Consider the following 21,409-nt stretch of genomic DNA (forward strand, 5'->3'; position numbering starts at 1 on the left):
ACCCCGACGGTATGGGCGCTGCGGTTCAGGCACCGTTGCGCATTGCCTGGGCGCTGCGCCTCTCCGCGGAGTTCGGACGGCCCAGGGACGGGCCCAGACCGAGGGAGACGGCTTCGGGCGAGCGGCCGGCAGCCGCTCGCCCGAAGGGTCGATTTACAAGGTCAGCCCCGCTGACCTGGGCTTACAGGTTCGGGAGGTTCTTCCGCAGCTCGAAGGCGGTGACCTCGGAGCGGTACTCCTCCCACTCCTGCTTCTTGTTGCGCAGGAAGAAGTCGAAGACGTGCTCGCCGAGGGTCTCGGCGACGAGTTCGCTGCGCTCCATGAGGGTGATGGCCTCGCCGAGGTTCTGCGGGAGGGGCTCGATGCCGAGGGCGCGGCGCTCGGAGTCGGACAGGGCCCAGACGTCGTCGTCGGCGCCGGCCGGGAGTTCGTAGCCCTCCTGGATGCCCTTCATGCCCGCGGCGAGGAGGACGGCGTAGGCGAGGTAGGGGTTGGCGCCGGAGTCGATCGAGCGGACCTCGACGCGGGTGGAGCCGGTCTTGCCGGGCTTGTACATGGGGACGCGGATCAGGGCCGAGCGGTTGTTGTGGCCCCAGCAGATGTACGAGGGGGCCTCGCCGCCCGCGCCAGCGGTGCGCTGGGAGCCGCCCCAGATCCGCTTGTAGGAGTTGACCCACTGGTTGGTGACCGCGGCGGTCTCACCGGCGTGCCGGAGCAGGCCCGCGATGAAGGAGCGGCCGACCTTGGAGAGCTGGAACTCCGCGCCCGACTCGTAGAAGGCGTTGCGGTCGCCCTCGAAGAGCGACAGGTGGGTGTGCATGCCGGAGCCGGGGTGCTCGGAGAACGGCTTGGGCATGAAGGTGGCGTGCACGCCCTGTTCGAGGGCGACCTGCTTCATGACGAGCCGGAAGGTCATCACATTGTCGGCGGTGGAGAGCGCGTCGGCGTAGCGCAGGTCGATCTCCTGCTGGCCGGGGGCGCCCTCGTGGTGCGAGAACTCCACCGAGATGCCCATGGACTCCAGCATCGTGATGGCCTGGCGGCGGAAGTCCATGCCGACGTTCTGCGGGGTGTGGTCGAAGTAGCCGGAGTTGTCGGCGGGGGTCGGCCGCCCGCCGTCCATCGGCTTGTCCTTGAGCAGGAAGAACTCGATCTCGGGGTGGGTGTAGAAGGTGAAGCCGAGGTCGGAGGTCTTGGCGAGCGCGCGCTTGAGGACGTAGCGCGGGTCGGCGTACGACGGGGAGCCGTCGGGCATGAGGATGTCGCAGAACATGCGCGCGGTGCCGGGGCTCTCGGCGCGCCAGGGCAGGATCTGGAAGGTGCTGGGGTCCGGCTTGGCGATCATGTCGGACTCGTACACCCGGGCGAAGCCCTCGATGGCGGAGCCGTCGAAGCCGATGCCCTCGTCGAAGGCCTGCTCCAGTTCGGCCGGTGCGACGGCGACCGACTTCAGGTAGCCGAGCACGTCGGTGAACCACAGGCGGACGAAGCGGATGTCCCGCTCCTCCAGGGTGCGGAGAACGAACTCCTGCTGCTTGTCCATATCCATCCATCCTTGCCGGTCAGGCCACCTGCTCCCCGCCACTGGCCATATCGGGGACGCACATCCGGGATTGCGAGCCGAGCATCCCATCACGCGATTTCCGGCGCGTTGCGGGGGCCCTCTCCCCCATAGTGCCTGCCCGCGACGAGTCCTTCATCATCGCGCGGCGCCTGATCGCGGCGCCTGATCGGTGATGGCGCGAAACGGCCGGTGTTTTAATAAGGGTAGCCTTACCTAATGCGTACGTCTGTTCGCCACAGCTGCGTACCCGTACGAGGAGCCGTACCCGTGGGCACACGCACGCGTGGCGGCGGCCGTCGCGGGGCCCGCCGTCATCGTCGGCTATCTGCTGGACGCCGGCTGGCGCCTCGCCAACCGCTGGCCGCGACCGCTGGCCGCGACCGCTGACCGCGGGGTCCGCGCTACCCGAAGGTATCGATGCTCGCGATCTTCCAGGTGCCGTCCTGGTGGACGGCGTCCACCGCGAACATCGCCGCCGCGTAAGTGGTCGCCGCGTTCGCGGACTTGGCGGTGCTGGTGTTGCTCTGGTCGGCGAAGACCAGGACGCGGGCGCGGTCGCCGTCGAGCAGTTCCACGCCGGTGTCGGTGACGGTCGTGGTCAGCACGAGCTTCTGCGCCGGTGCCTGGGCGCGGACCTGGGTGAGCATCGTCGCGTACTGCTGGACGGCCTTTCCGGTCAGTACGCGCTTGGCCGCGTCGTCGGTGCGGGCGGTGTCGGCGTAGTTGTAGGAGAAGACCGCGTTCACGGCCTGGGCGACGGTGCCTTTGACCTCGCTGGTGCGGGCGGTGTCGGTCAGCGCGGTGTTGCCGGAGGCCACCGAGTCGCGCAGGTCGGACGCCTTGCCCGCGGACCAGGCGGCGAGGCCGCCGAGCAGCACGGTCAGCAGGGCGAGGCCGACGGTGAGGACGGTGACAGGCCGCGGGCGCCACTTGCGCGGGCCGCTCCCGGCCTCGGGTTCAGCGTCGGCGGCCGTGCCGGTGGGAGTCCCGGCGGTGACGTCGGCGGTGACGTCGGCGGCCTTGTCGGACGTACGCGGCGGCCGTGCCGGGCGGGTGCGGACGGCGGTCGCGGCGCGGCCCCGGGCGGGGCGGTCCGAACGGCCGCCGCCCTCCGCCTCGGTCTCCGGGTCGGTGTCGGAGTGGATGTCGGTGGCGGTGGCGGTGTCGGTGGCGGTGTCGGTGTCGGAGTCGGGGTCGACGTCGGTGGCGGCTTCCGCCGTGCGGGTCACGCGCTCGCGCGGCGGCGCGGTGGCCGCCAGGCGGCGTTGGCGGTTGATGAGGTGGCGGGTGGTCGACATGGGCGGCGGTCCTCTCGCGGACGGCGGGGCGGCTTACTGGCCGTCGGTGGTGGACGGGGACGGCCTCGCGGTGGCGGTGCCGCCGCTCGGGGGCGAGGACGCGGACGGGTCCGCGGCGCTGTCGCCCATCGGGGCCTGGCCGAGGGCGCTGAGCTTCCAGCCCGTGTCGGTGCGGGTGAGTTCGCCGAGCATCCGGCTCTCCTTGACCGCGGGCTTGGCCTTGGGCGCCTCGACGGTGATCCGCAGCGCGATCATCACGCTGGCCTTGCCGGTCCTGGTGTCGAGTTCGGTGACCGCGCCGGACAGGATCTTCGCGGTGCTGACCGTCTGGGCCTGCTGCACCTGCTTCTCGAACGCGGCCCGCCCCTGGACCAGTTGGCTGTGCAGGTCGCCGGTCGTGGAGCTCTCCCAGATGTCGAGCCCGTGGTCGACGTCGGAGTGGTCCAGGGTGTTCATGTTCTGCACCGCCTGCTCCCCCGCCGCGAGCACCGTGTCGCGGGTCCGGGCGAAGGCCGCGTCGTCGTCGTGCGCGGCCCCGTACCAGGACCAGCCGGTCAGGGCGGCGGCGACCGCCGCGGCGACGGCGAGCGCGACGGCCGTGGCGAGCAGCGACCGGCCCGGCGCGCGCAGCCGCGCCCCGAGCCGGTCCCGCGACCCGCCGCCACCCTTGAAGGGCATCCGTGCCATCCGTCTTCCTCCTACCGGGCCTTGAGATCGGTGATCCGCCAGTGGTCGCCGTCGAGCCTGGCGGTGACCGAGAGTTGGGCCGCCGCGCTGGTGGCCGCGGCGCCCTTGCGCTGGGCGGTCTGGTCGAGGAAGACCAGCAGCCGGGCGTGGTCGGCGGTGAGCCGGACGACCCCGGCGCGCACCACCCGTGTGGTCAGGGTGAGTTGCTGCTCGGCGACGCGCTGCCGGATCTGCCCGAACAGCGCCTGGTACTGGTCGGCCGCCGCGCCGTCCAGCAGGTCGCGGGCGGCCCGCTCGGTCGACCCGGTGTCCTCCGGCGTGTACGCGAAGATCTTGCCGAGCGCGTTGCTGACGTCCCCGACGACCCGGTTGGTCGCCTCGGTGTCGGTCAGCGCGCGGTTGTCCGTCGCGGCCGGGTCGGTCAACCGGTGGGCCGCGTAACCGAATCCGCCGCCGCCGAGGAGCAGCAGCACGATCGCGGCGACCGCCGCCGTACGCCGCGCACCGTACGGCCACCGCCAACGCCGTCCGGCGGCGGCCTCGTTGGCCTCCGGCTCGTCCGGAGCGGCGGCCACCGATGCGTCGGTCTGCGGCGCCTCGGCCTCCGCCGCCTCGGCCTCGGGCTCATGCGTGGTGCTCACTGGGCCGCCTCTCCTAGCTCGCGCCGACGGGCACCGCGGTGAGCGCCGTGAGTTTCCAGCCGTCCGAGGTACGGGACAGGCCCGCCTCGAACCGCTTGCGGTCGGTGGTGGCCGCGCCGCCGCGCGGCATGACCCGGACCTGCACGGTCGCGATGAGCTTCGCCGTACCGGCCCTGGTGTCGAGTTCGGTGACCGCCGCGTCGGTGACCGTGCCCCGGGTGGAGGTGCCGGACTGCTTGAGCGCGGCGGCGTCCGCGGTGTGCGTACGGCTCATGCGGTCGTGCAGCGGCCCGGTCGTCGTGTCCAGCCAGGCCGCGAGGTCGCGGTCCAGGTGGGCCGCGTCCACCGTGTTCAGCCGGGTGATGTCCCACTGCCCGTCGGTCAGTACGGCGTCGCGGGCCTTGGCGTAATTGAGCGTGCCGTCGCCGCGCGTGTCCGCGTACGACCAGGCGCCGAGCGCGCACATCACGGCGGCGACCGCCCACGCGGTGGCCCAGACCACGGTGGACCGGCGGGCGCTCATCGGGTGCCCCCGAAACGCGTGTCCCCGAAGCCCGTGCCCCCGGAGCGCGTGTCACCGAACCGCGTGTAGCCGAGGCCGAGCAGATCCGCCATCGTGCCGCCACTGGGCCCGGTCGGCAGCGAGGGCAGGCCCAGCGCTCCCGGCAGCACGCTCGTGCCGTACGTCGTCGTCCCGGTGGACGGGCCCGCGGCGGACGGGGTCCCGGCGCCGGTCGGCAGCACCGAGCCCGGCTGCACGGGGTTCGGGACGCCCCCGCCGTTCGGGGCGTTGGCCGAGCCGCGCACGTCGGTGCCGGAGGAGGCGGGGGCGGTGCAGCGGGCCGCGGTGTTGAGGGCGGTGGCGGGCGCCTTGGTGTCGAGGCCGTTGCGGTACGTGGTGCCGCCGTATCCGGAGGTGCAGGGCAGCGGGGAGAAGAAGGTGACGGCCATGCCGAAGTGCAGGCCCTTGCCGTCCACCGCCGTCGATCCGGCGGCGGCCACCGCGGGCACCTTGACCAGGAATTCCTCGATGCCGTGCTGCCGGGTGACGGCCACGTCCGAGGTGGTCAGCAAGTTGGCGAGGACGACGCTGAGTTGGGGTCCGACGTCCCGGAGCAGCGCGCTGACCTGCCCGGCCGCGTCGGGCGCCGCGGCGATGAGCCGTCGCAGGTCGGTGTCGGAGTCGTTGAGCTGCTTGGCGAGCTGACTGGCGCTGCTGGCGAAGGACTTGATGGCGTCGCCCTCGTCGGCCTGCGTGCGCAGCACCGTCCGCCCGTCGGCCATCAGCGTGATGTTGCCGGGCAGGTTCATGTCCGCGGCGGAGATGAACTCGCCGCTGGTGTCGAGCAGCGACTGGAGGTTGTCGCCCTGTCCCGCGAACGCCTTGCCGAATTCGTCGACGACGGTCTGAAGGGACTTCAACGGGACCGATCCGGCCAGGCTGTTGACGCTGGTGAGCAGGTTGGTGACGGGCGCGGGGATGGTGGTGTCGGCGCGTTCGACGCGGGAGCCGTCGGCGAGATACGGCCCCTGGTCGGTGGTCGGCCGCAGGTCGATGTACTGCTCGCCGACGGCGGACAGGCTGGCGACGACGGCCTTGAGGTGGGAGGGGATGTGCGGCGCGGAGTCGTTGATCCGCAAGGACGCCTCCACGCCGTCGTCGGTGAGTCTGATCGGGCCGACCCGGCCGACCGAGACACCGCGGTAGGTGACGTTGGCGTGCTCGAACAGGCCGCCCGCTTCAGGGAGTTCGACCTTGACGGTGTAGTAGCCGCGCAGGCCCACGTACCGGCCGAGGTCGGCGTAGCGGACGCCGATGAAGCCGAGCACGAGCACGGCGATCAGCAGGAAGGCGATGTTCTTGGCGATGGTGACGCGGGTCAGCATCAGCGGCCCCCGGTCCTGGTCGAGCCGGTGACCGACGGCAGCGGCAGCGGGATGCCCGCCTCCCGCAGCTTCTTGTCGACGGTCCTCGTCCGGTCGGCCTTGGTGTGCGCGGACATCGGGTTCTCGGGGTCGGGCGGGTAGACGTTCCCGGACGCGGGCATCTCGGGGATGAGCTGCGTGCCGGGTACGGCGGTCAGGTCGAGGTAGACGTTGAGGTAGTCGCCCTTGACGCCGTTGAGGACCTCGTCGGTGAACGGGTAGGTGACCAGCACCTGGAGCGAGTCGGGCAGCGCGTCGCCCGCGTCGGCGAGCCGTCGCAGGGTGGGCGCGAGGGCCTTGAGGTCGGCGACCATGTCGTCCTTGCTGCGGTTGACGGTGTCCACCGCGACGCCGGAGAGCGTGTCCAGCGAGCGCAGCATGGTGACCAGCGAGCCGCGCTGCTGTTCCAGCACCTTCAGTCCGGGGCTGAGGCCGGTCAGTACGGTGCCGATATTCTGGTCGCGGGCGGCGAGGGTGGCGGACAGTTCGTTGACGCCGTCGAGCGCGTCGGTGATGTCCTGCTTGTGGGCGTCGAGGTCGCTGACGAGCGTGTCGACCTGGTGGAGCATGGAGCGGATCTGCGGTTCGTTGCCGGTCAGGGCCTTGTTCAGCTCCACCGAGATGGTCTTGAGCTGGGCGACGCCGCCGCCGTTGAGCAGCATGGACAGTGCGCCGAAGACCTCTTCGACCTCGGGGTTGCGGTTGGTGCGCGAGGCGGGGATGACGGCGCCGTCGCGCAGGGTGCCGCTGGCGGCCCGCGTGCCGGGCGGCGCGGAGAGCTGGATGTACTTCTCGCCGAGCAGGCTGGACTGTTCCAGGTGCGCGTACGCGTTGGCGGGCAGTCGCACCTTGCCGTTGACCTTCATGGTGACGGTCGCGGACCAGCCGTCGGCGCCGAGGCCGATCTTGGTGACGCGGCCGACGGCGACGTCGTTGACGCGTACGGACGCCTGCGGGACGAGGTCGAGGACGTCGGCGAAGTCGGCCTTGACGGTGTAGGGGTGGCCGCCGAGGTCGGCGCCGCCGGGCAGCGGCACGTTCTGGACGTTCAGCGAGCAGCCGGCGAGGGCGAGCGCGAGCAGCGCGGTCCCGCCGACGGTGGCGGCGCTCCCCCGGGTGTGCGGACGCTTCATCGGGCCGCCCCCTTGGTGTAGACGGTGCCGACCGCCGGCAGGGGCAGCGGCAGGGTCTTGGCGTCCTTGGCCGCGGGTGTGAAGTCGGAGCCGGTCCTTGCGGTGTCCTTGGCGGCGGCGGGCGAGATGTCGCCGCCCATGCTCAGTTCGTTGATGTTGGCGCGCCCGTCGATGGTGCCGTGCTGCGGATCGTAGGCGTTGAGGAGGTTGTCGGCGGCCAGCGGCGCGGTGTCGAGGAGTTCGGCGAGTGAGGCGCGCTGGTCGACCAACATCTGGGTGATCGGGGCGAGTTTGCCGATGCTGGTCTTCAGCCGGGCCCGGTTGTCCTGGATGAAGGTCTTCACCTGGCCGAGCGCGGTGGACAGTTGGTGCAGCGCGCCGCCCAGGTTCTCCTTGTCCTCGGCCAGGAAGCCGCTGACGGTGGAGAGTTGGTCGGTGGCGGCCCGTACCTTGCCGTCGTTGTTCTTCAGCATGGTGGTGAAGGACTGGAGGTAGGACAGGGTCGCGAAGAGGTCGTCGCTGTGGCCGTTGAGGGTCTTGGTGGCCTGGCCGAGCTGGTCGATGCTGTCGCCGATGGCCTTGCCGTTGCCGTCGAGGTTCTTCGCGCCGGTGTCGAGGAGGTTCGACAGGGCGCCGGTGGCGTTGGCGCCGTTCGGGCCGAGGGCGTCGCTGAGCCGGGTGATGCTCTCGTAGAGCTGGTCGACCTCGACGGGGCTCGCGGTGCGGGTGGCCGGGATGACGGTGCCCGCGGTGATCCGGGGGCCGCCGGTGTAGGCCGGGGTGAGCTGGATGTAGCGGTCGGCGACGACGCTGGGCGCGACGACGACGGCGCCGGCTCCCGCCGGGACCTTCACCCCGTGGTCGAGGACCAGCACGACCTTGACCTGCTTGCCCTGCGGCTTCACCGAGTCGACGGTGCCGACCTTGACGCCGAGCACGCGCAGGTCGGATCCGGCGTAGACGCCCACGGCGTGGTCGAAGTAGGCGGTGATCCGGGTGCCGTCGGGGCCGCCGAAGAAGCGTACGCCGCCGTAGGCGAGGGCCGCGAGGACGACGGCGAGCACCGTGCCGAGGGCGATGGCCCGCCGCCCTCGCGCGGCGCGGCCGATGGACGCCTTCACGATGTGCCTCCCGTCGCCTTGGGCGGCTCGCACCCGGTCGTCGGCTGGGTGCCCGGGGGCAGATAGCTCTTGGGGACCAGGCCGCACAGATAGCTGTCGAACCAGCGGCCGTTGCCGAGGGTGTTGCCGACCAGCCGGTAGTAGGGCCCGGCCAGGGCGAGCGCCTTGTCGAGGCTGGACTGGTTGGCGAGCAGTACGCCGGTGACCCGGTCGAGGGCGTCCAGGGTCGGGCCGAGCTGCCGGTTGTTGTCGGCGACCAGGCCGTTGAGCTGGGTGCCGAGGTCCTGGGTGCCGGTGAGCAGCGCGTGGATGGCGTCGCGGCGCTTCTGGATCTCGCCGAGCAGCAGGTTGCCGTCCGAGATCAGCGTCTGGAAGCGGCTGTTCTGGTCGGAGAGGGTCTTGGTGAGCTGCTTGCTGCCCGCGAGCAGGTCGGCGAGCTGGGCGTCCCGGCTGGAGATGGTCCGCGACAGCGACGACAGGCCGGTGGCGGCGCTGCGCACCGAGGCCGGGGTGTCCTTGAAGGTGTCGGAGAGGGTCTGGAAGCTGGCGGCGAGCTGCGTGGTGTCGATCGACCCGAGGGTGTTGCCGAGGCCGTCGAGCGCCTGCGTGACGTCGTACGGCGAGGTGGTGCGGGTCCTGGGGATGCGCTGGCCGGGGTTCTGCGCGCGGCTGCCGAGCGGGTCGACGGCCAGGTACTTCTCGCCGAGCAGCGTCTTGATGCCGATGGCGGCGGTGCTGGCGTCGCCGATCCAGGTGTCCTTGACGCGGAAGGTGACCTTGACCTGGGCGCCGTCCAGCGACACCCCGGTGACCTTGCCGACCTTGACGCCCGCGACCCGCACCTCGTTGCCGGACCTGAGCCCGGCGGCCTCGGTGAAGCTCGCGCTGTACGTGGTGCCGCCGCCGATCAGCGGGAGCGCGTCCGCGTTGTACGCGACCAGGCCGGCCAGGGCGAGCACGAGCAGGCCGACGGTGCCGACGAGGACGGGGCTGCGTTCGCGCAGCGGCCGGAAGAGGGGGCGGCCCCGGCGCGCGGGGGCGCGGAAGCGGAGGCGCGGGGTCGGTATGCGGGGGCGGTTCATGACCGGCACCTCGATTCGGTGATCGCTATGCCGGTGGGCGGCTTGCTGCCGTCGGAGGTGGTGACCCCGGCGACGGTGGCCTGGCAGAGGTAGAGGTTGAGCCAGGAGCCGTAGGAGGCGAGCCGGCCGATGGTCTGGAGCTTGGCCGGGGTCTTGGTGAGGAAGTTCTCCAACTGCGGTGTGTTGTCGGCGAGGTTGGTGGACAGCCGGCCGAGCTGGGCGATGGAGTCCTTCAGCGGCTGGCGGCCGTCGGTGAGCAACCCGGCGGTGCTGGTGGTGAGTTGGGAGATCGCGGTGATCGACTGGCCGATCGGTTCGCGGTCGGAGGCGAAGCCGCTGACGAGTTGCTGGAGCGAGGTCACCAGGTCGTTGAACCCGGCCTCGCGGGTGTTCACCGTGGTGAGCACCGAGTTGAGGTTGTCGATGACCTGGCCGATCACCTTGTCCTTGGCGGCGAGCGTCGTGGTCAGCGAACCGACGTTGCTGATCAGGCTGTCGACGGTGCCGCCCTCGCCCTGGAGCACCTGGACGATCTCGCCCGCGAGCTGGTTGACGTCCTTGGGCGACAGGCCCTGGAACAGCGGCTGGAAGCCGTTGAAGAGCTGGGTGAGGTCGAGGGCCGGGGTGGTGCGCTGGAGCGGGATGGTGTCGCCGGGGGCGAGCGCCTGGCCGACCGGTCCCGTGCCCTGCTGGAGGTCGATGTACCGCTGGCCGACCATGTTGAGGTACTTGATGGTGGCGGTCACCGAGCCGGGCAGCTTCCGGGCGCGCTGCACCGAGAAGTGCACCTGCGCGACGCGGTGGTCGACGACCTTGATCGAGTCGACCTGGCCGACCTTGACCCCGGCGATCCGGACGCTGTCGCCCGAGGTGAGGCCGGTGGCGTCGGTGAACCGGGCGTTGTAGCCGGAGGTGTCGCCGACGTCGGTTCCGCCCGCGATGCTCACCGCGAGGACGGTGGTGGCCAGCGCGGTGACCAGGATGAAGATCAGCGACTTGACGATCGGTCCGACGAGGCTGCGGCGCTTCACCGCACCGTCACCTCCGCCCCTCGGTAGACGGGACCGGTGAGCAGGCTGCTCCAGTCGGGGAGCGAGCCGGGGTCGGTGCCGATGCCCGGCGCGAGGAGTTCGTTGATCAGCTCGTTCTCCTGCGGGGAGTTGGCCGGGGAGTCGGTGGTGGTCACGCTCGATGTGGATGCCGTGGACGCCGTGGACGCCGTGGACGCCGTGGCGGTCGGCGAGGTCGCGGACTTCGTGGAGTGCGTCGCGGCCGGTGCGCCGCCGCGCCCGGTGTACGGGACCGGGTAGCACTGCGGGCCGCCGCTCGCGTCGTACACCGGGGTGTCCTTGCCGGGGACGTACTTGCCGCGGGACGGCACGCTGGTGAGGTCGACGTGCAGGCCCGGCTCGTGGGTGCCCTTGCCGAGCGCCTTGTCCATGACGGGGACGAAGGCGGCCAGGGTGCGCAGCGTGCAGGGGAAGGACGGGGAGTACTTCGCGAGCAGCCCGAGGGTGCCGCGGCTGTCGGCGGTCAGCCGGATGATGGTGTCCTTGTTCTGCCGCAGATACGTCGTCAGGTCCTGCGCGGTGGCGGTGGTACTGCCGTACACGCTGTTGAGGTCGGCCTGTTCCTCGGCGATGGTGCCGCTGGTCCTGGTGAAGTCGGTGAGGGCCTGCACGATGTCGGGCGCGGCGGCGTTGTAGACGTGGCTGACGGTGACGAGCTGCTTGATGTCGTCGTTCAGCACGGGCAGTTCGGGGTTGAGCTTGGTCAGGTAGCGGTCGAGCTGGACGAGGGTGGTGCCGAGCTGGGTGCCGCGGCCGTCGAGCGCGGTCGCGACGGCGTTGAGGGTCGCGGCGAGCTTCTGGGGCTGGACGGCGGTGAGCAGCGGCAGCACGTTGTCGAGCACCTGCTGGAGCTCGATGGCGTCGCTGGAACGGTCCTGGGCGATGGTGCTGTCGGCGGCGAGGGTGGGGCCGCCACCGGTGGTGTCGGTGCCCGCGGGAGGTACGAGGGCCACGAAGCGTTCGCCGAACAGCGTGGTGGGCAGCATCTGCGCGGTGACGTCCGCGGGGATGCGCTTGAGCTGGCCGGGGTCGATGGCGAGATTGAGCCGGGCGCCGTCGCCGTCGGCGCTGATCGAGGCGACCCGGCCGACGACGACCCCGCGCAGTTTCACGTCGGCGCCCTGGTGCATCTCGTTGCCGACGGTGCCGGTCTCCAGGTGGACGGTCGCGGTGTCGCTGAACGTCTTGTCGTAGACGGCGACCGCGAGCCAGGCCAGCAGCGCGGGCACCAGCAGGAAGACGACGCCGGCGGTCCTGCGGCGGGCGGTGGCGCCGCCGGTCGGGCGGCGGCGCGGGGCCGGGGGCGCTCCGGCGGGACGGGTGTCGGTGGTGGTCATCCCGCCACCCGCACCGTCGTGGTGGCGCCCCAGATCGCCAGGCTGAGGAAGAAGTCGGTGATCGAGATGATCACGATGGCGTTGCGCACCGAGCGGCCGACGGCGATGCCGACGCCCGCGGGGCCGCCCTTGGCGGTGAACCCGTAGTAGCAGTGGGCGAGGATCACGATGACGCTGAAGATCAGCACTTTCAGTCCGGAGAGCAGGACGTCCTGCGGGGACAGGAAGAGGTTGAAGTAGTGGTCGTAGGTGCCCGCGGACTGGCCGTTGAACATGACGGTGACCATCCGGGAGGCGACGTAGCTGCTGAGCAGGCCGATGCCGTAGAGCGGGACGATGGCGACGACACCGGCGATGATCCGGGTGGTGACCAGGTACGGCATGCTGCGCAGGCCCATGCCCTCCAGCGCGTCGATCTCCTCGTTGATCCGCATCGCGCCGAGCTGGGCGGTGAATCCGGCGCCGACGGTGGCCGACAGGGCCAGGCCCGCGACGAGCGGGGCGATCTCGCGGGTGTTGAAGTAGGCGGAGATGAAGCCGGTGAACGCGGCGGTGCCGAGCTGGTTCATCGCCGCGTAGCCCTGGAGGCCGACGACGGTGCCGGTGGCGAGGGTCATGCCGATCATCACGCCGACGGTGCCGCCGATGACGCCGAGGCCGCCGCTGCCGAACACGACCTCGGCGAGCAGGCGTTGGACCTCTTTGAGGTAGCGGCGCAGGGTGCGCGGGATCCACAGCACGGCGGTGATGTGGAAGATGAAGTGGTCGCCGGTCTCGTCCAGCCAGTGCAGCCAGCGGCCGGTGTTCCGGCGTCGGCGCGGCCGTGGTCCTTCGGGCGGCGGCTCGGCCTGCGGGGTGTCCTTGTCCAGGAGCGCCATCGCTCAGGCTCCCTTCTGCGGGACGAGCTGGAGGTAGATCGCGGTCAGGACGACGTTCACCAGGAACAGCAGCAGGAAGGTGATGACGACGGACTGGTTGACCGCGTCGCCGACGCCCTTGGGACCGCCCTTGGGGTGCAGGCCGCGGTAGGCGGCGACGATGCCCGCGATGAAGCCGAAGATCACGGCCTTGATCTCGCTGATGTACAGGTCGGGGAGCTGCGCGAGCGCGGAGAAGCTGGACAGGTACGCGCCGGGGGTGCCGTGCTGGACGATGACGTTGAAGAAGTAGCCGCCCGCGGTGCCGACGACCGAGACCAGACCGTTGAGGAAGACCGCGACGAGCATCGTCGCCAGGACGCGCGGCACGATCAGCCGCTGCACCGGGGAGACGCCCATCACCTCCATCGCGTCCAGTTCCTCGCGGATCTTGCGCGAGCCGAGGTCGGCGCAGATGGCGCTGCCGCCCGCGCCCGCGATGAGCAGGGCGACGATCAGCGGGCTCGCCTGCTGGATGACGGCCAGCACGCTGGCGCCGCCGGTGAACGACTGGGCGCCCAACTGCTGTGCCAGTGAGCCGACTTGCAGGGCGATGACGGCGCCGAAGGGGATCGAGACCAGGGCGGCGGGCAGGATCGTCACGCTGGCCACGAACCAGAACTGCTCGATGAGTTCGCGCATCTGGAACGGCCTGCGGAAGGTGTCGCGCACGGTGGTGGCGGCGAGCGTCATGAGCTGCCCGGTCTCGCGCAGCGCGCCGGTGCCGGGGATCGGGCGGCGCGGCACGGTGACGCGTTCGGGGCGCGGCGGGGTCGGCTCGGGTCCCGGTCCCGGGACCCGTACGGGCGCGGTCATGCGGGCTCCCCCTGGACGGGGACGAGTCCGGCCTGTACGGCTTCGCGGGTCGCGGCCGGGAGCTGGTCCCACATGGCCAGGACGCGGGCCCTGCGGCGCTGTACCGCCTGCCGGGGCGGCAGTCCGGGTGACGGTTCGAGCTGCGGCGCGACGCGGCGCGGGGCCGCGGGCAGCTCGCGGCCGTTCAACTGCTCGCGGGCCAGGGCCGCTTCGTCCTTCTCCTCCGACATCCCGATCGGTCCGTCGCGGCGTCCGCTGAGGAACTGCCGTACGACCGGCTCGTTGCTGGTGAGCAGCAGCTCGCGGGGGCCGAAGGCGACCAGTTCGCGGCGGAAGAGCATGCCCATGTTGTCGGGCACGGTCGAGGCGATGTCGAGGTTGTGGGTGACGATCAGCATCGTCGCGTCGATCTGCGCGTTGAGGTCGATGAGGAGCTGCGAGATGAACGAGGTGCGGACCGGGTCGAGGCCGGAGTCGGGTTCGTCGCACAGGATGATCTGCGGGTCGAGCACCAGGGCGCGGGCGAGTCCCGCGCGTTTGCGCATGCCGCCGGATATCTCGCCCGGCAGTTTGCCCTCGGCACCGAGGAGGCCGACCATGTCGACCCGCTCCATGACGATGCGGCGGATCTCTGACTCCTTTTTCCTGGTGTGCTCGCGCAGCGGGAAGGCGATGTTGTCGAAGAGGTTCATCGACCCGAAGAGCGCGCCGTCCTGGAACATCAGGCCGAACATCTTGCGCGCCTCGTAGATGTCGCGCTCCGGGCTGTTCACCATGTCGACGCCGCCGACGAGCACCCGGCCGCGTTCGGGCTTGAGCAGGCCGATGAGCGATTTCAGAAAAACCGTCTTGCCGGTTCCGGAAGGGCCGAGCATCACGCTGACTTCACCGGGCGGCAGTGTGAGCGTGACGTCCTGCCAGACGTTCTGCGTACCAAAGGACTTGGTGAGTCCTTCGACGATCACTTCGATTCCCATTGCACCTCCCGGAGCTGATCAGTGGTGGGGCGGTTCGGGAAAGGCGATCTCCGGATCGCATCCCGAGGCCGCGATGGGCACGCACAGCGGTCCCTGGATGAGATTCAGTGAGTTGCCGTGCCCCGATATCGCCGAGGTGAAGAGGGAATTCAGGTTCTCTCCGTGGCTGCCGCAGCCGGTGAACGGGGGAATGTAGAGGTCGTCCTGGGCCAGCGGCCCGCCGTCCTGCACTCCGTAGTCCGTGGGTCCGGTCGGGCGGCCGGTCAGTGAACTGCGGTCGTAGCCGACGAGTTTGATGTCCAGCGGCGCCGAGGCGCGGCAGTCGGCGCCGACGTCCAGCGGTACGCCGTTGACCTTGACGTCGGACAGCCGCAGTTCCTGCTTGCCGTAGATGGTGCTGGTGGTGATCGTGCCGAGGTTGCTGGTGCCGACCGTGACGACGGTCATCAGGCCCTTGGGGAGCAGTTCCATCCGGGCGGTGACCGGCACGAACCCGAAGGTCAGGAAGGTGGTGTCGGACGGCGGCAGGGCCAGCTTCGCGATCGAGTCGATCTCGAAGTACTGCTTGAGCGGGTCGGGGTCGGTGAACTCCGTCCAGATGCTCTTCTGCACGACGGTGACGCGGGTCGGCTTCTTGGTCAGGTCGTTGATGACCGCGGCGCCCTTGAGCTTGAAGACGTTGGAGTAGCCGGTGACGTAACCGCACTGGGAGTACGGGGGGAACGGCGGGTCGCCGGGGCCGGGGCTGCGGACGGCGTTGGGCGGCCGGGGAATGGAGTCCATGACCGCGGGGTCGGTGTCGCCCTCCGGCGGGTCCTCGCAGTCGTGCACGCCGGAGTGCGGGGGCGAGGCCAGCGTGATGGTGTTGCGGCCGTCGGACCGGGCGGCGTCGGGGGCTCCGTCGCCCGCGCCCTCGCCGGTCTTGCCGACGCCCGCGCGGGAGCCGGTGCGCGGCGTGGGGGCGGCGGCCGAGGAGCCGCCGGGCGCGGTGGCGTGGCCGGGTCCCGAGGAGCCGCCGGGGGTGCCGGGGACGGAGACGGTACCGAGGAGGTCGCCCTGGCCGGGCTTGGGGGCGCAGGTGCCGATGATGTCGGCGGCGTCCTTGGCGGCCTGGCCCGTACCGGCGGAGTCCGCGGCCGTGCCGGTCGCGCTGTCGGTGCCGGACGCGCTGTCGGTGCCCGACGCACTGTCGGTGCCGGTGCTCGGGGAGTCGGGCGGTGCGGACGCGGGGTCGGTCACGGGGGTGAGCTTGAGGTCCAACTCCCCTGCGGTGAAGCGCACTTCGCCGGAGGCGGTGACCGTCAGCGGCGGCACCGCGCCGCCGAAGGTGAGCACCAGGTCCTCGTCGCCCTTGAGCGGTGTCGAGGGGGCGGTCAGTCCCGGCCATACGGCGTCCGCTCGCGAAGTGCCCTGCGCGACATGGGCGGTGAGGCTCGCGGCGCCGGTCAGGGCTGTGGTGCCGGCGGGCAGCAGCGCCTCGGCGCCGGCCCGCGGCATGGTGACCGTCGCCGTCAGGTCGCCCGGCTGGATGGGCTTTCCGACCACGGCGGTGTCCGGGTAGTTCTGCACCAGCGCGACGGTGACGTCCTGGACGACGGCCTTATCGGTGCCGCCGGAGCCGTCGGCGGCCGTACCGGCGGGGAAGGCGCACGCGTATCCGAGGGTCACCTTGCCGTCCGGGCCGCTGGCCGCGGAGTCGGGTCCTGGCAGCAGCCCGGCCAGGAGCGCCGCCGCTGCGACAGCGGCGAACCGCACCGCGCGGCGCGGCTTCACGGCACCCCTCATTACGGAACTCCTCAGGAAGGCGTCGGCGACGCAGGACATTACGGTCGAGTAATAAGGCCCCACAAGTGATCGACCGGACGAATATTCGACGGTGTGGACCGGGGCGGATTTCCTGTCACCGAATGACAAAACACAAGCGGAGTTTTGTCCTCCAGTGCGTGTTCGGGACCCCGGCCGCCACTGCGGCGGTCCGGGGTCCCGGTTCGGCCGGCGCGGGCTTCAGCGGTCGCGGCGGCCGGTGTTACGCGAGGGGCGGGGCTCAGGGAGAGACGACCTTCAGCGTCGTGGGGGTCACGACGTAGCCGGCCGAGTAGGTGGCCAGGTCGTTGTTGTTGATCAGGCCGAGGCACAGACCGGAGACGTTGTACGCCTTGAGGGTGCCGCCGGTGATGGCCAGCGTGTGGGTGGAGTTGGTGTACGTGGCGTTGAGGGTGGCGCCGTTGCCCACGCCGCTGGGGTCGGCGAAGGTCGCGTTGCACAGACCGGACAGGGTGGCCTTGACGCCGGTCAGCGTGCCGGTGGTGACGCCCGCGGACGTGGTGGCGGCGGTGCCGGTCAGCGTCCACGGGGTGCCCTGGGCGGCGACGGAGAAGGTGATGCCGCCGACCTTGCAGGTGTTCCACGAGACGGTGTTGATGGTGCCGAGGGTGCCGCCGTGCGAACCGTTGGTCACGGTGGCGGTGGCCGCCGACGAGGTGCAGGTGAGCTTGGTGCCCGTGGTGGTGTCGGTCAGCGTGGGCGTGGTGGCCGTCGCGGTGATCGCACCGGTCGACGAGCTGCCCGAGACGGTGTACGTGACGGCCGAGGCCGGGCTGACCGCGAGGCCGAGCGCCGCCGCCATCGCGGCACCGGTGACCATGGTTCCCTTGGCGGTCCTGGAGAGCTTGTGCACGGGCTGATCCTTCCTGGGAGATGACGTACCTGATAAACCGGCTTCCGCGTCTTCCATGTGTGGCGGGAAGGGGAATTCGGTTACGACTCACTACCTGGAACGTGGCACCGATTCCGCTCGGTTGCCCTTGCGGAGCAGGACGTTACGCACGGGTAACCCGGAGGCGCAATAATCCCGGCCAAGATTCTCCGGCGGACCCTACTCTCGGGTATTTTTCTGTCACGGAAGCAACAGTGCGCCGGGATTTTTTATAAGCAAGTGAGCAAGTCGGCCGCACGGTGCGCGCATCGGCCGGCCCGACGGGCGATCACCCGGAGTGCAACCATGGCCATCGGTCGCCGTCGCCCACCGTCGCGGGCCTGACACGTTTCCGTGTGCAAGGTGCTGCGTTCCGTACGCGATTGGTCTATGTTGCAGCGAGGTTGCCCGCGACTACCATGCGTGGCACACCACTTCACCGGTTCACCGGCCAGCAGGGCCGTCGCGGGAGGGGGGGTACGGACATGACCGTAACGCGGCAGACGCCGGAGCAGGCGGAATCGATCGGTCCGATTCCACGGGAGTTCGCCGCCATCATGCGGCCGGAACTCCCCAGCCTTTTAAAAGAGATGGCCACGGAAATCGTCACCACGATCCCCGAATACGGCCACTTGCTGGAGGGCCCGAACGCCCGGGTGATCAAAATCGGTATCGAGCAGAGCATCGCCACTTTCGTCGACCGGGTGGCCGCGCCGACCGCGACCACCGCGCTCCGCGACGACCTGTGCCGCCAGTTCGGCCGCTTCGAGGCGTACGAGGGCCGCAGCCTGGACAACCTCCAGGCCGCGTACCGCATCGGCTGCCAGGTGGCGCTGCGCCGGGTGCGCAGCGTGGGCCGCCGCTACAACCTGTCGGCGTCCTTCATGCTGACCTTCGCCGACGCGCTCTTCGCGTACATGGGCGATCTCGCCGAACTCTCCCGCGAGGGCTATGTGCAGGCGATGGCGGAACTGGGCGAGGAGCCCGACAATCGCCGCCGCCGACTGTTGCGGCGGATTCTCAACGGCGCCTCCGTGGCCCGCAGCGCGCTGGCGGAACTGGCCGAGCACTCGGCGTGGCCGCTGCCGGAGGAGGTGACGCTGATCGCGGTCGCCCCCGACACGCGTCCGGCCGGGGCGGCGCTCGACAAGGACATCCTGATGGACTTCGCGGACCCGGAGCCGCATCTGCTGGTGCCGGGACCGTTCACCGACGAGCGGCGGGAGCGGCTGCACGCGGCGCTCAACGGCTGCCGGGCGGCGATCGGGCTGACCACCTCGCTGAGCGAGGCCGCGGATTCGCTGCGCTGGGCCCGGCACACACTGGCGCTGGCCGACGCCGGGATCATCGACGACGACTCGGTGGCGCTGAGCGAGAACCATCTGCTGCCGCTGTGGTTATTGGGCGATCCCGCGCTGGTCGCGCAGATCGCCAAGCGCTATCTGGGGCCGCTGGTCGGGCTGACCGCCACCCAGCGCGCCCGGCTGATCGACACCCTTCGGATCTGGCTGACCACCCGAGGCACCGCGGCGCAGATCGCCGACCAGCTCGGCGTGCACCCGCAGACCGTGCGCTACCGGATCCGTATCCTCGACCGCGCTTTCGGCGACCAACTCGCGCGCCCCGACGACCGGTTCGCCACCGAGATCGCGCTGCGCGCGCTGCACCTCCAGGAGAACGGCGAAACGCCGGACGGCGGCCTCCTGTCGGAGGACCGCCGCCCGGCGCGCGACCCCTCACGTTACGAGGAGTAGACCTCGAACTCGGAGATCTGGCCCGCGGGCCAGCCGGTGTTGCCGGTGATGGTCAGCCGTACGTAGCGGGCGCTCGCGGGAGTCACCGGGATGGTGACGGTGTTCCCGCTCGCGGGGTTGAAGGTGTAGCCCGCGGACGACTTCAGCGTGCTGTAGGTGTTGTTGTCGGTGGAGCCGAGGACGCTCAGCGTCTCGGTACGGGTGGCCCACGCCGTGGCGGGCGGGAGCTTGAGGACGACCCGGCCGACGGTCCTGGCCGCGCCGAGGTCGACGGTCAGCGACTGCGGGAAGGCGTTGTTGGTGCTCTCCCAGTAGCTGTTGGCGTTGCCGTCCACCGCGTTGCCCGCGACGTAGACATCGGAGTGACCGGTGTCGGAGGCCGGGTGCCCCTGGGCCAGGTTGCCGGAGGCCGGGGTGGTGGGGGGCGTGGTCGGCGGGGTGGTCGGGTTGCCCGAGCCCGGCTGCGGCCAGGTGGAGCAGTCGTTCCAGTTGCTGTCCCAACCGCTGTTGCCCGCACCGCGGTTGATGGTGAAGGCGGGCAGGTTCGCCGGGTAGGAGCAGTTGTACGTACCCGTCGCGCCGGTGCCGGTGGCCGTCACATTGGTGAAGGTCGCGGAGCCGGGCGTCTCGGCCTGCACCACGACCGTGCCGGTGTTGCTGGCCGTCGCGCCGCTGACGGTGACGCCGTTGATGGTGTAGCCGTGGCCGCCGCCGGAGACGAATTCGAAGTCGCTGTACGGGCTGCCGATGAAGGTCGTGTTGCTGATCCGGATGTCGTTGTTGATCGCGTAGTCGTAGCTGTCGACGCGCAACGCACCCATCGGGTGGCCCCAGTTGGGGTTCAGCGCGCCGGTACGGATCAGGGTGTTGCCGGAGACCGTGACGGTGCCGGACAGCGGGTTGAAGGGCTGGAGGAACGCCTGGTTGGAGATGGCGATGCCGCCGCCGAGCGCGTTGGTGTCGGCGATCACGTTGTTGGAGACGGTGTTGTTGCTGCCGCCGTAGATCGCGATGCCGTTGGCCAGGTTGGGCTGCACGATGGTGTTGTTGCTGAAGGTGTTGCCCGTGTCGGGCGCGCCGAGCGACCACATGGCGAGACTGTCGTCGCCCTGGTTGCGCAGGAAGTTGTTCTTCACCTGGACGCCGTTGGCGCTGCCGTCCAGGTTGAGGCCGTCGGCGGTGGTGCCGAGGATGCGGTTGTTCTGCACCACGAGGTTGTTGTTGTTGCCGGTCAGCCACAGACCGCACTTCTCGCGCTGCACCCAGATCCCGGAGACCACCGAGTTCGGGCCGAGGCTGCCGGTGATGAAGCTGTCGGGCGAGCCGTCGTTGCGGACGCTGACCTCGCCGAAGACGGCGAAGTCGTACAGCTTGGTGTTGCCGCTCGCGCTGGTCTGGTCGATCAGGTGCGAGCTGTGCAGGACGGAGTACCAGTTGCCCGCGCCGCGGATGGTGACGCCGTCGGCCTGGACGGTGGAGCCCAGCTTGAAGTCGCCGGACGGGATCCAGACCTCCTTGCCCTGCGACTTCGCCTGGGCGATGGTCGTGTTGAAGGCGCTGGTGGAGTCGGCGCCCCCGGTGGCGTCGGCGCCGTTGCTGACGACGGATATGGAGTTCGCCGGGGCGCTCGCCGCCCCCGCCACCTGCTCGAAGTCGGCGACGTCGATGGTGGCCTGGCCGGTGTCGCCCGCGTCGAGCTGGAGCTTGACCTTGGCGCCGGCGGCCAGATTCTGGCCCAGCTTGATCCGCGAGTCGTCGAAGAAGTGGTGGGTCTTGGAACCGGCGATCCACGACGTGTCGACGTAGCTGTACTGCGCGGTGACCGCCAGCTTCTGGCTGATCTTGGTGCCGTTGACGTAGACCGAGACGGTGCCTGAGGCGCCGCGCGGCAGGTTGTAGGCGACATCCACCGCGTTGGCCGGGGCGGTCAGGGTGAACTCGACGTACTTGCCCTGGCCGTTGAGGCTGACCGCGCGACGGCCCGACGCCTCGGAGGCGACGGTGGACTGGGTGTAGTCGGGGCCGACCGCCGAGCCGTTGGTGGCGGCGGCCTCGGCCTCGTACTCGGTGAACGGGACGCTCGCGCCTCCGCTCACGGCGAAGGGCGAGACGGTCGATACGGAGGGGGCGGCGCTGGCCGACTGGGCCGTCACGGCGAGCGCGAGCCCGCCCGCGACGACCGCCGCCGCGGTGGCGGAAGCCAACCAGGCCGTGGAACGACGTCTGTTGTCCATGGGGTGGGGGGTGTCCCTTCTGACTGGAGTCACAGAGGTGACGCACACCCTAGAGATGTCATGCATGAGACAGCAAGATGTCGATTGGATTTCGCAAAATTTGGATGGCTTGCAGAGATCTCGCAAATTCACCGCAAGAAACTTGCGCCACCTGTAC

18 protein-coding genes are annotated in these 21,409 nt (G+C 70.4%); 1 reads left to right on the forward strand and 17 read right to left on the reverse strand.

Annotated elements, in window-relative coordinates; all coding sequences use genetic code 11:
• Positions 1-181: 181 nt before the first annotated feature.
• The 16 genes from ACIOC1_RS09435 to ACIOC1_RS09510 form a co-directional block, all read right to left on the reverse strand.
• Positions 182-1,543 carry a glutamine synthetase family protein gene (locus ACIOC1_RS09435; protein WP_188279782.1) on the reverse strand — a complete coding sequence of 454 codons (1,362 nt, stop codon included), beginning with the start codon at positions 1,541-1,543 and terminating at the stop codon, positions 182-184.
• Positions 1,544-1,965: 422 nt separating this feature from the next.
• Positions 1,966-2,862: a hypothetical protein gene (locus ACIOC1_RS09440; RefSeq protein WP_401853022.1), complete on the reverse strand. Its 897-nt coding sequence runs from the start codon at positions 2,860-2,862 to the stop codon at positions 1,966-1,968.
• A 33-nt stretch (positions 2,863-2,895) separates the two neighbouring features.
• The gene (locus ACIOC1_RS09445; RefSeq protein WP_401304008.1) at positions 2,896-3,549 is read right to left on the reverse strand and encodes a nuclear transport factor 2 family protein; all 654 of its coding nucleotides are present in this window, start codon (positions 3,547-3,549) and stop codon (positions 2,896-2,898) included.
• Between the two features lie 11 nt (positions 3,550-3,560).
• Positions 3,561-4,190, reverse strand: coding sequence for a hypothetical protein (locus ACIOC1_RS09450; RefSeq protein WP_401853024.1), 630 nt, complete (start codon positions 4,188-4,190; stop codon positions 3,561-3,563).
• Positions 4,191-4,203: 13 nt separating this feature from the next.
• Positions 4,204-4,713, reverse strand: coding sequence for a hypothetical protein (locus ACIOC1_RS09455; protein WP_401853026.1), 510 nt, complete (start codon positions 4,711-4,713; stop codon positions 4,204-4,206).
• Positions 4,710-6,077 (reverse strand): MCE family protein, encoded by a 1,368-nt coding sequence (locus ACIOC1_RS09460; protein WP_401853028.1) that lies wholly within the window; start codon positions 6,075-6,077, stop codon positions 4,710-4,712. The genes ACIOC1_RS09455 and ACIOC1_RS09460 overlap by 4 nt, the downstream gene beginning before the upstream one ends.
• Positions 6,077-7,249 (reverse strand): MCE family protein, encoded by a 1,173-nt coding sequence (locus ACIOC1_RS09465; protein WP_401853030.1) that lies wholly within the window; start codon positions 7,247-7,249, stop codon positions 6,077-6,079. Before ACIOC1_RS09465 ends, ACIOC1_RS09460 begins: the two co-directional genes overlap by 1 nt.
• Positions 7,246-8,370, reverse strand: a complete 1,125-nt coding sequence (locus ACIOC1_RS09470) for an MCE family protein (RefSeq protein WP_401853032.1) — start codon at positions 8,368-8,370, stop codon at positions 7,246-7,248. Before ACIOC1_RS09470 ends, ACIOC1_RS09465 begins: the two co-directional genes overlap by 4 nt.
• The gene (locus tag ACIOC1_RS09475) at positions 8,367-9,452 is read right to left on the reverse strand and encodes an MCE family protein (RefSeq protein WP_355334446.1); all 1,086 of its coding nucleotides are present in this window, start codon (positions 9,450-9,452) and stop codon (positions 8,367-8,369) included. The genes ACIOC1_RS09470 and ACIOC1_RS09475 overlap by 4 nt, the downstream gene beginning before the upstream one ends.
• Entirely contained in the window at positions 9,449-10,483 is a 1,035-nt protein-coding gene (locus tag ACIOC1_RS09480) for an MCE family protein (protein ID WP_391043749.1), read from the reverse strand. The genes ACIOC1_RS09475 and ACIOC1_RS09480 overlap by 4 nt, the downstream gene beginning before the upstream one ends.
• On the reverse strand, positions 10,480-11,859 hold the full coding sequence (locus ACIOC1_RS09485) for an MCE family protein (RefSeq protein ID WP_401853035.1): 1,380 nt from the start codon (positions 11,857-11,859) through the stop codon (positions 10,480-10,482). The genes ACIOC1_RS09480 and ACIOC1_RS09485 overlap by 4 nt, the downstream gene beginning before the upstream one ends.
• A complete protein-coding gene (locus ACIOC1_RS09490) occupies positions 11,856-12,737 on the reverse strand; it encodes an ABC transporter permease (protein WP_391160018.1) in 882 nt (293 codons plus the stop codon). Before ACIOC1_RS09490 ends, ACIOC1_RS09485 begins: the two co-directional genes overlap by 4 nt.
• 3 nt (positions 12,738-12,740) lie before the next feature.
• Positions 12,741-13,592 (reverse strand): ABC transporter permease, encoded by an 852-nt coding sequence (locus ACIOC1_RS09495; RefSeq protein WP_188279770.1) that lies wholly within the window; start codon positions 13,590-13,592, stop codon positions 12,741-12,743.
• Positions 13,589-14,569, reverse strand: a complete 981-nt coding sequence (locus tag ACIOC1_RS09500; protein ID WP_355334456.1) for an ATP-binding cassette domain-containing protein — start codon at positions 14,567-14,569, stop codon at positions 13,589-13,591. The genes ACIOC1_RS09495 and ACIOC1_RS09500 overlap by 4 nt, the downstream gene beginning before the upstream one ends.
• A gap of 18 nt (positions 14,570-14,587) precedes the next feature.
• Positions 14,588-16,354: a DUF6801 domain-containing protein gene (locus ACIOC1_RS09505; protein ID WP_401853038.1), complete on the reverse strand. Its 1,767-nt coding sequence runs from the start codon at positions 16,352-16,354 to the stop codon at positions 14,588-14,590.
• 259 nt (positions 16,355-16,613) lie between these two features.
• On the reverse strand, positions 16,614-17,246 hold the full coding sequence (locus ACIOC1_RS09510; protein WP_355334461.1) for a hypothetical protein: 633 nt from the start codon (positions 17,244-17,246) through the stop codon (positions 16,614-16,616).
• A 503-nt stretch (positions 17,247-17,749) separates the two neighbouring features.
• Between ACIOC1_RS09510 and ACIOC1_RS09515 the strand changes: the two genes are divergently transcribed.
• Positions 17,750-19,018 carry a helix-turn-helix domain-containing protein gene (locus tag ACIOC1_RS09515; RefSeq protein WP_391160020.1) on the forward strand — a complete coding sequence of 423 codons (1,269 nt, stop codon included), beginning with the start codon at positions 17,750-17,752 and terminating at the stop codon, positions 19,016-19,018.
• On the opposite strand, the gene ACIOC1_RS09520 is transcribed toward ACIOC1_RS09515, so the two are convergent.
• Positions 19,006-21,252 carry a discoidin domain-containing protein gene (locus ACIOC1_RS09520; protein ID WP_401853040.1) on the reverse strand — a complete coding sequence of 749 codons (2,247 nt, stop codon included), beginning with the start codon at positions 21,250-21,252 and terminating at the stop codon, positions 19,006-19,008. The two genes, ACIOC1_RS09515 and ACIOC1_RS09520, sit on opposite strands and share 13 nt — an antisense overlap.
• Between the last annotated feature and the right edge of the window lie 157 nt (positions 21,253-21,409).

Source organism: Streptomyces sp. NPDC088197 (assembly GCF_044741185.1).
GTDB lineage: Bacteria > Actinomycetota > Actinomycetes > Streptomycetales > Streptomycetaceae > Actinacidiphila.

Coding starts and splice junctions, on each gene's coding strand:
- ACIOC1_RS09520 (WP_401853040.1), bottom strand. CDS start 21,252: ATGGACAACAGACGTCGTTCCACGGCCTGGTTGGCTTCCGCCACCGCG.
- ACIOC1_RS09490 (WP_391160018.1), bottom strand. CDS start 12,737: ATGGCGCTCCTGGACAAGGACACCCCGCAGGCCGAGCCGCCGCCCGAA.
- ACIOC1_RS09455 (WP_401853026.1), bottom strand. CDS start 4,713: ATGAGCGCCCGCCGGTCCACCGTGGTCTGGGCCACCGCGTGGGCGGTC.
- ACIOC1_RS09505 (WP_401853038.1), bottom strand. CDS start 16,354: ATGAGGGGTGCCGTGAAGCCGCGCCGCGCGGTGCGGTTCGCCGCTGTC.
- ACIOC1_RS09465 (WP_401853030.1), bottom strand. CDS start 7,249: ATGAAGCGTCCGCACACCCGGGGGAGCGCCGCCACCGTCGGCGGGACC.
- ACIOC1_RS09435 (WP_188279782.1), bottom strand. CDS start 1,543: ATGGACAAGCAGCAGGAGTTCGTTCTCCGCACCCTGGAGGAGCGGGAC.
- ACIOC1_RS09495 (WP_188279770.1), bottom strand. CDS start 13,592: ATGACCGCGCCCGTACGGGTCCCGGGACCGGGACCCGAGCCGACCCCG.
- ACIOC1_RS09440 (WP_401853022.1), bottom strand. CDS start 2,862: ATGTCGACCACCCGCCACCTCATCAACCGCCAACGCCGCCTGGCGGCC.
- ACIOC1_RS09445 (WP_401304008.1), bottom strand. CDS start 3,549: ATGGCACGGATGCCCTTCAAGGGTGGCGGCGGGTCGCGGGACCGGCTC.
- ACIOC1_RS09460 (WP_401853028.1), bottom strand. CDS start 6,077: ATGCTGACCCGCGTCACCATCGCCAAGAACATCGCCTTCCTGCTGATC.
- ACIOC1_RS09500 (WP_355334456.1), bottom strand. CDS start 14,569: ATGGGAATCGAAGTGATCGTCGAAGGACTCACCAAGTCCTTTGGTACG.
- ACIOC1_RS09485 (WP_401853035.1), bottom strand. CDS start 11,859: ATGACCACCACCGACACCCGTCCCGCCGGAGCGCCCCCGGCCCCGCGC.
- ACIOC1_RS09515 (WP_391160020.1), top strand. CDS start 17,750: ATGACCGTAACGCGGCAGACGCCGGAGCAGGCGGAATCGATCGGTCCG.
- ACIOC1_RS09475 (WP_355334446.1), bottom strand. CDS start 9,452: ATGAACCGCCCCCGCATACCGACCCCGCGCCTCCGCTTCCGCGCCCCC.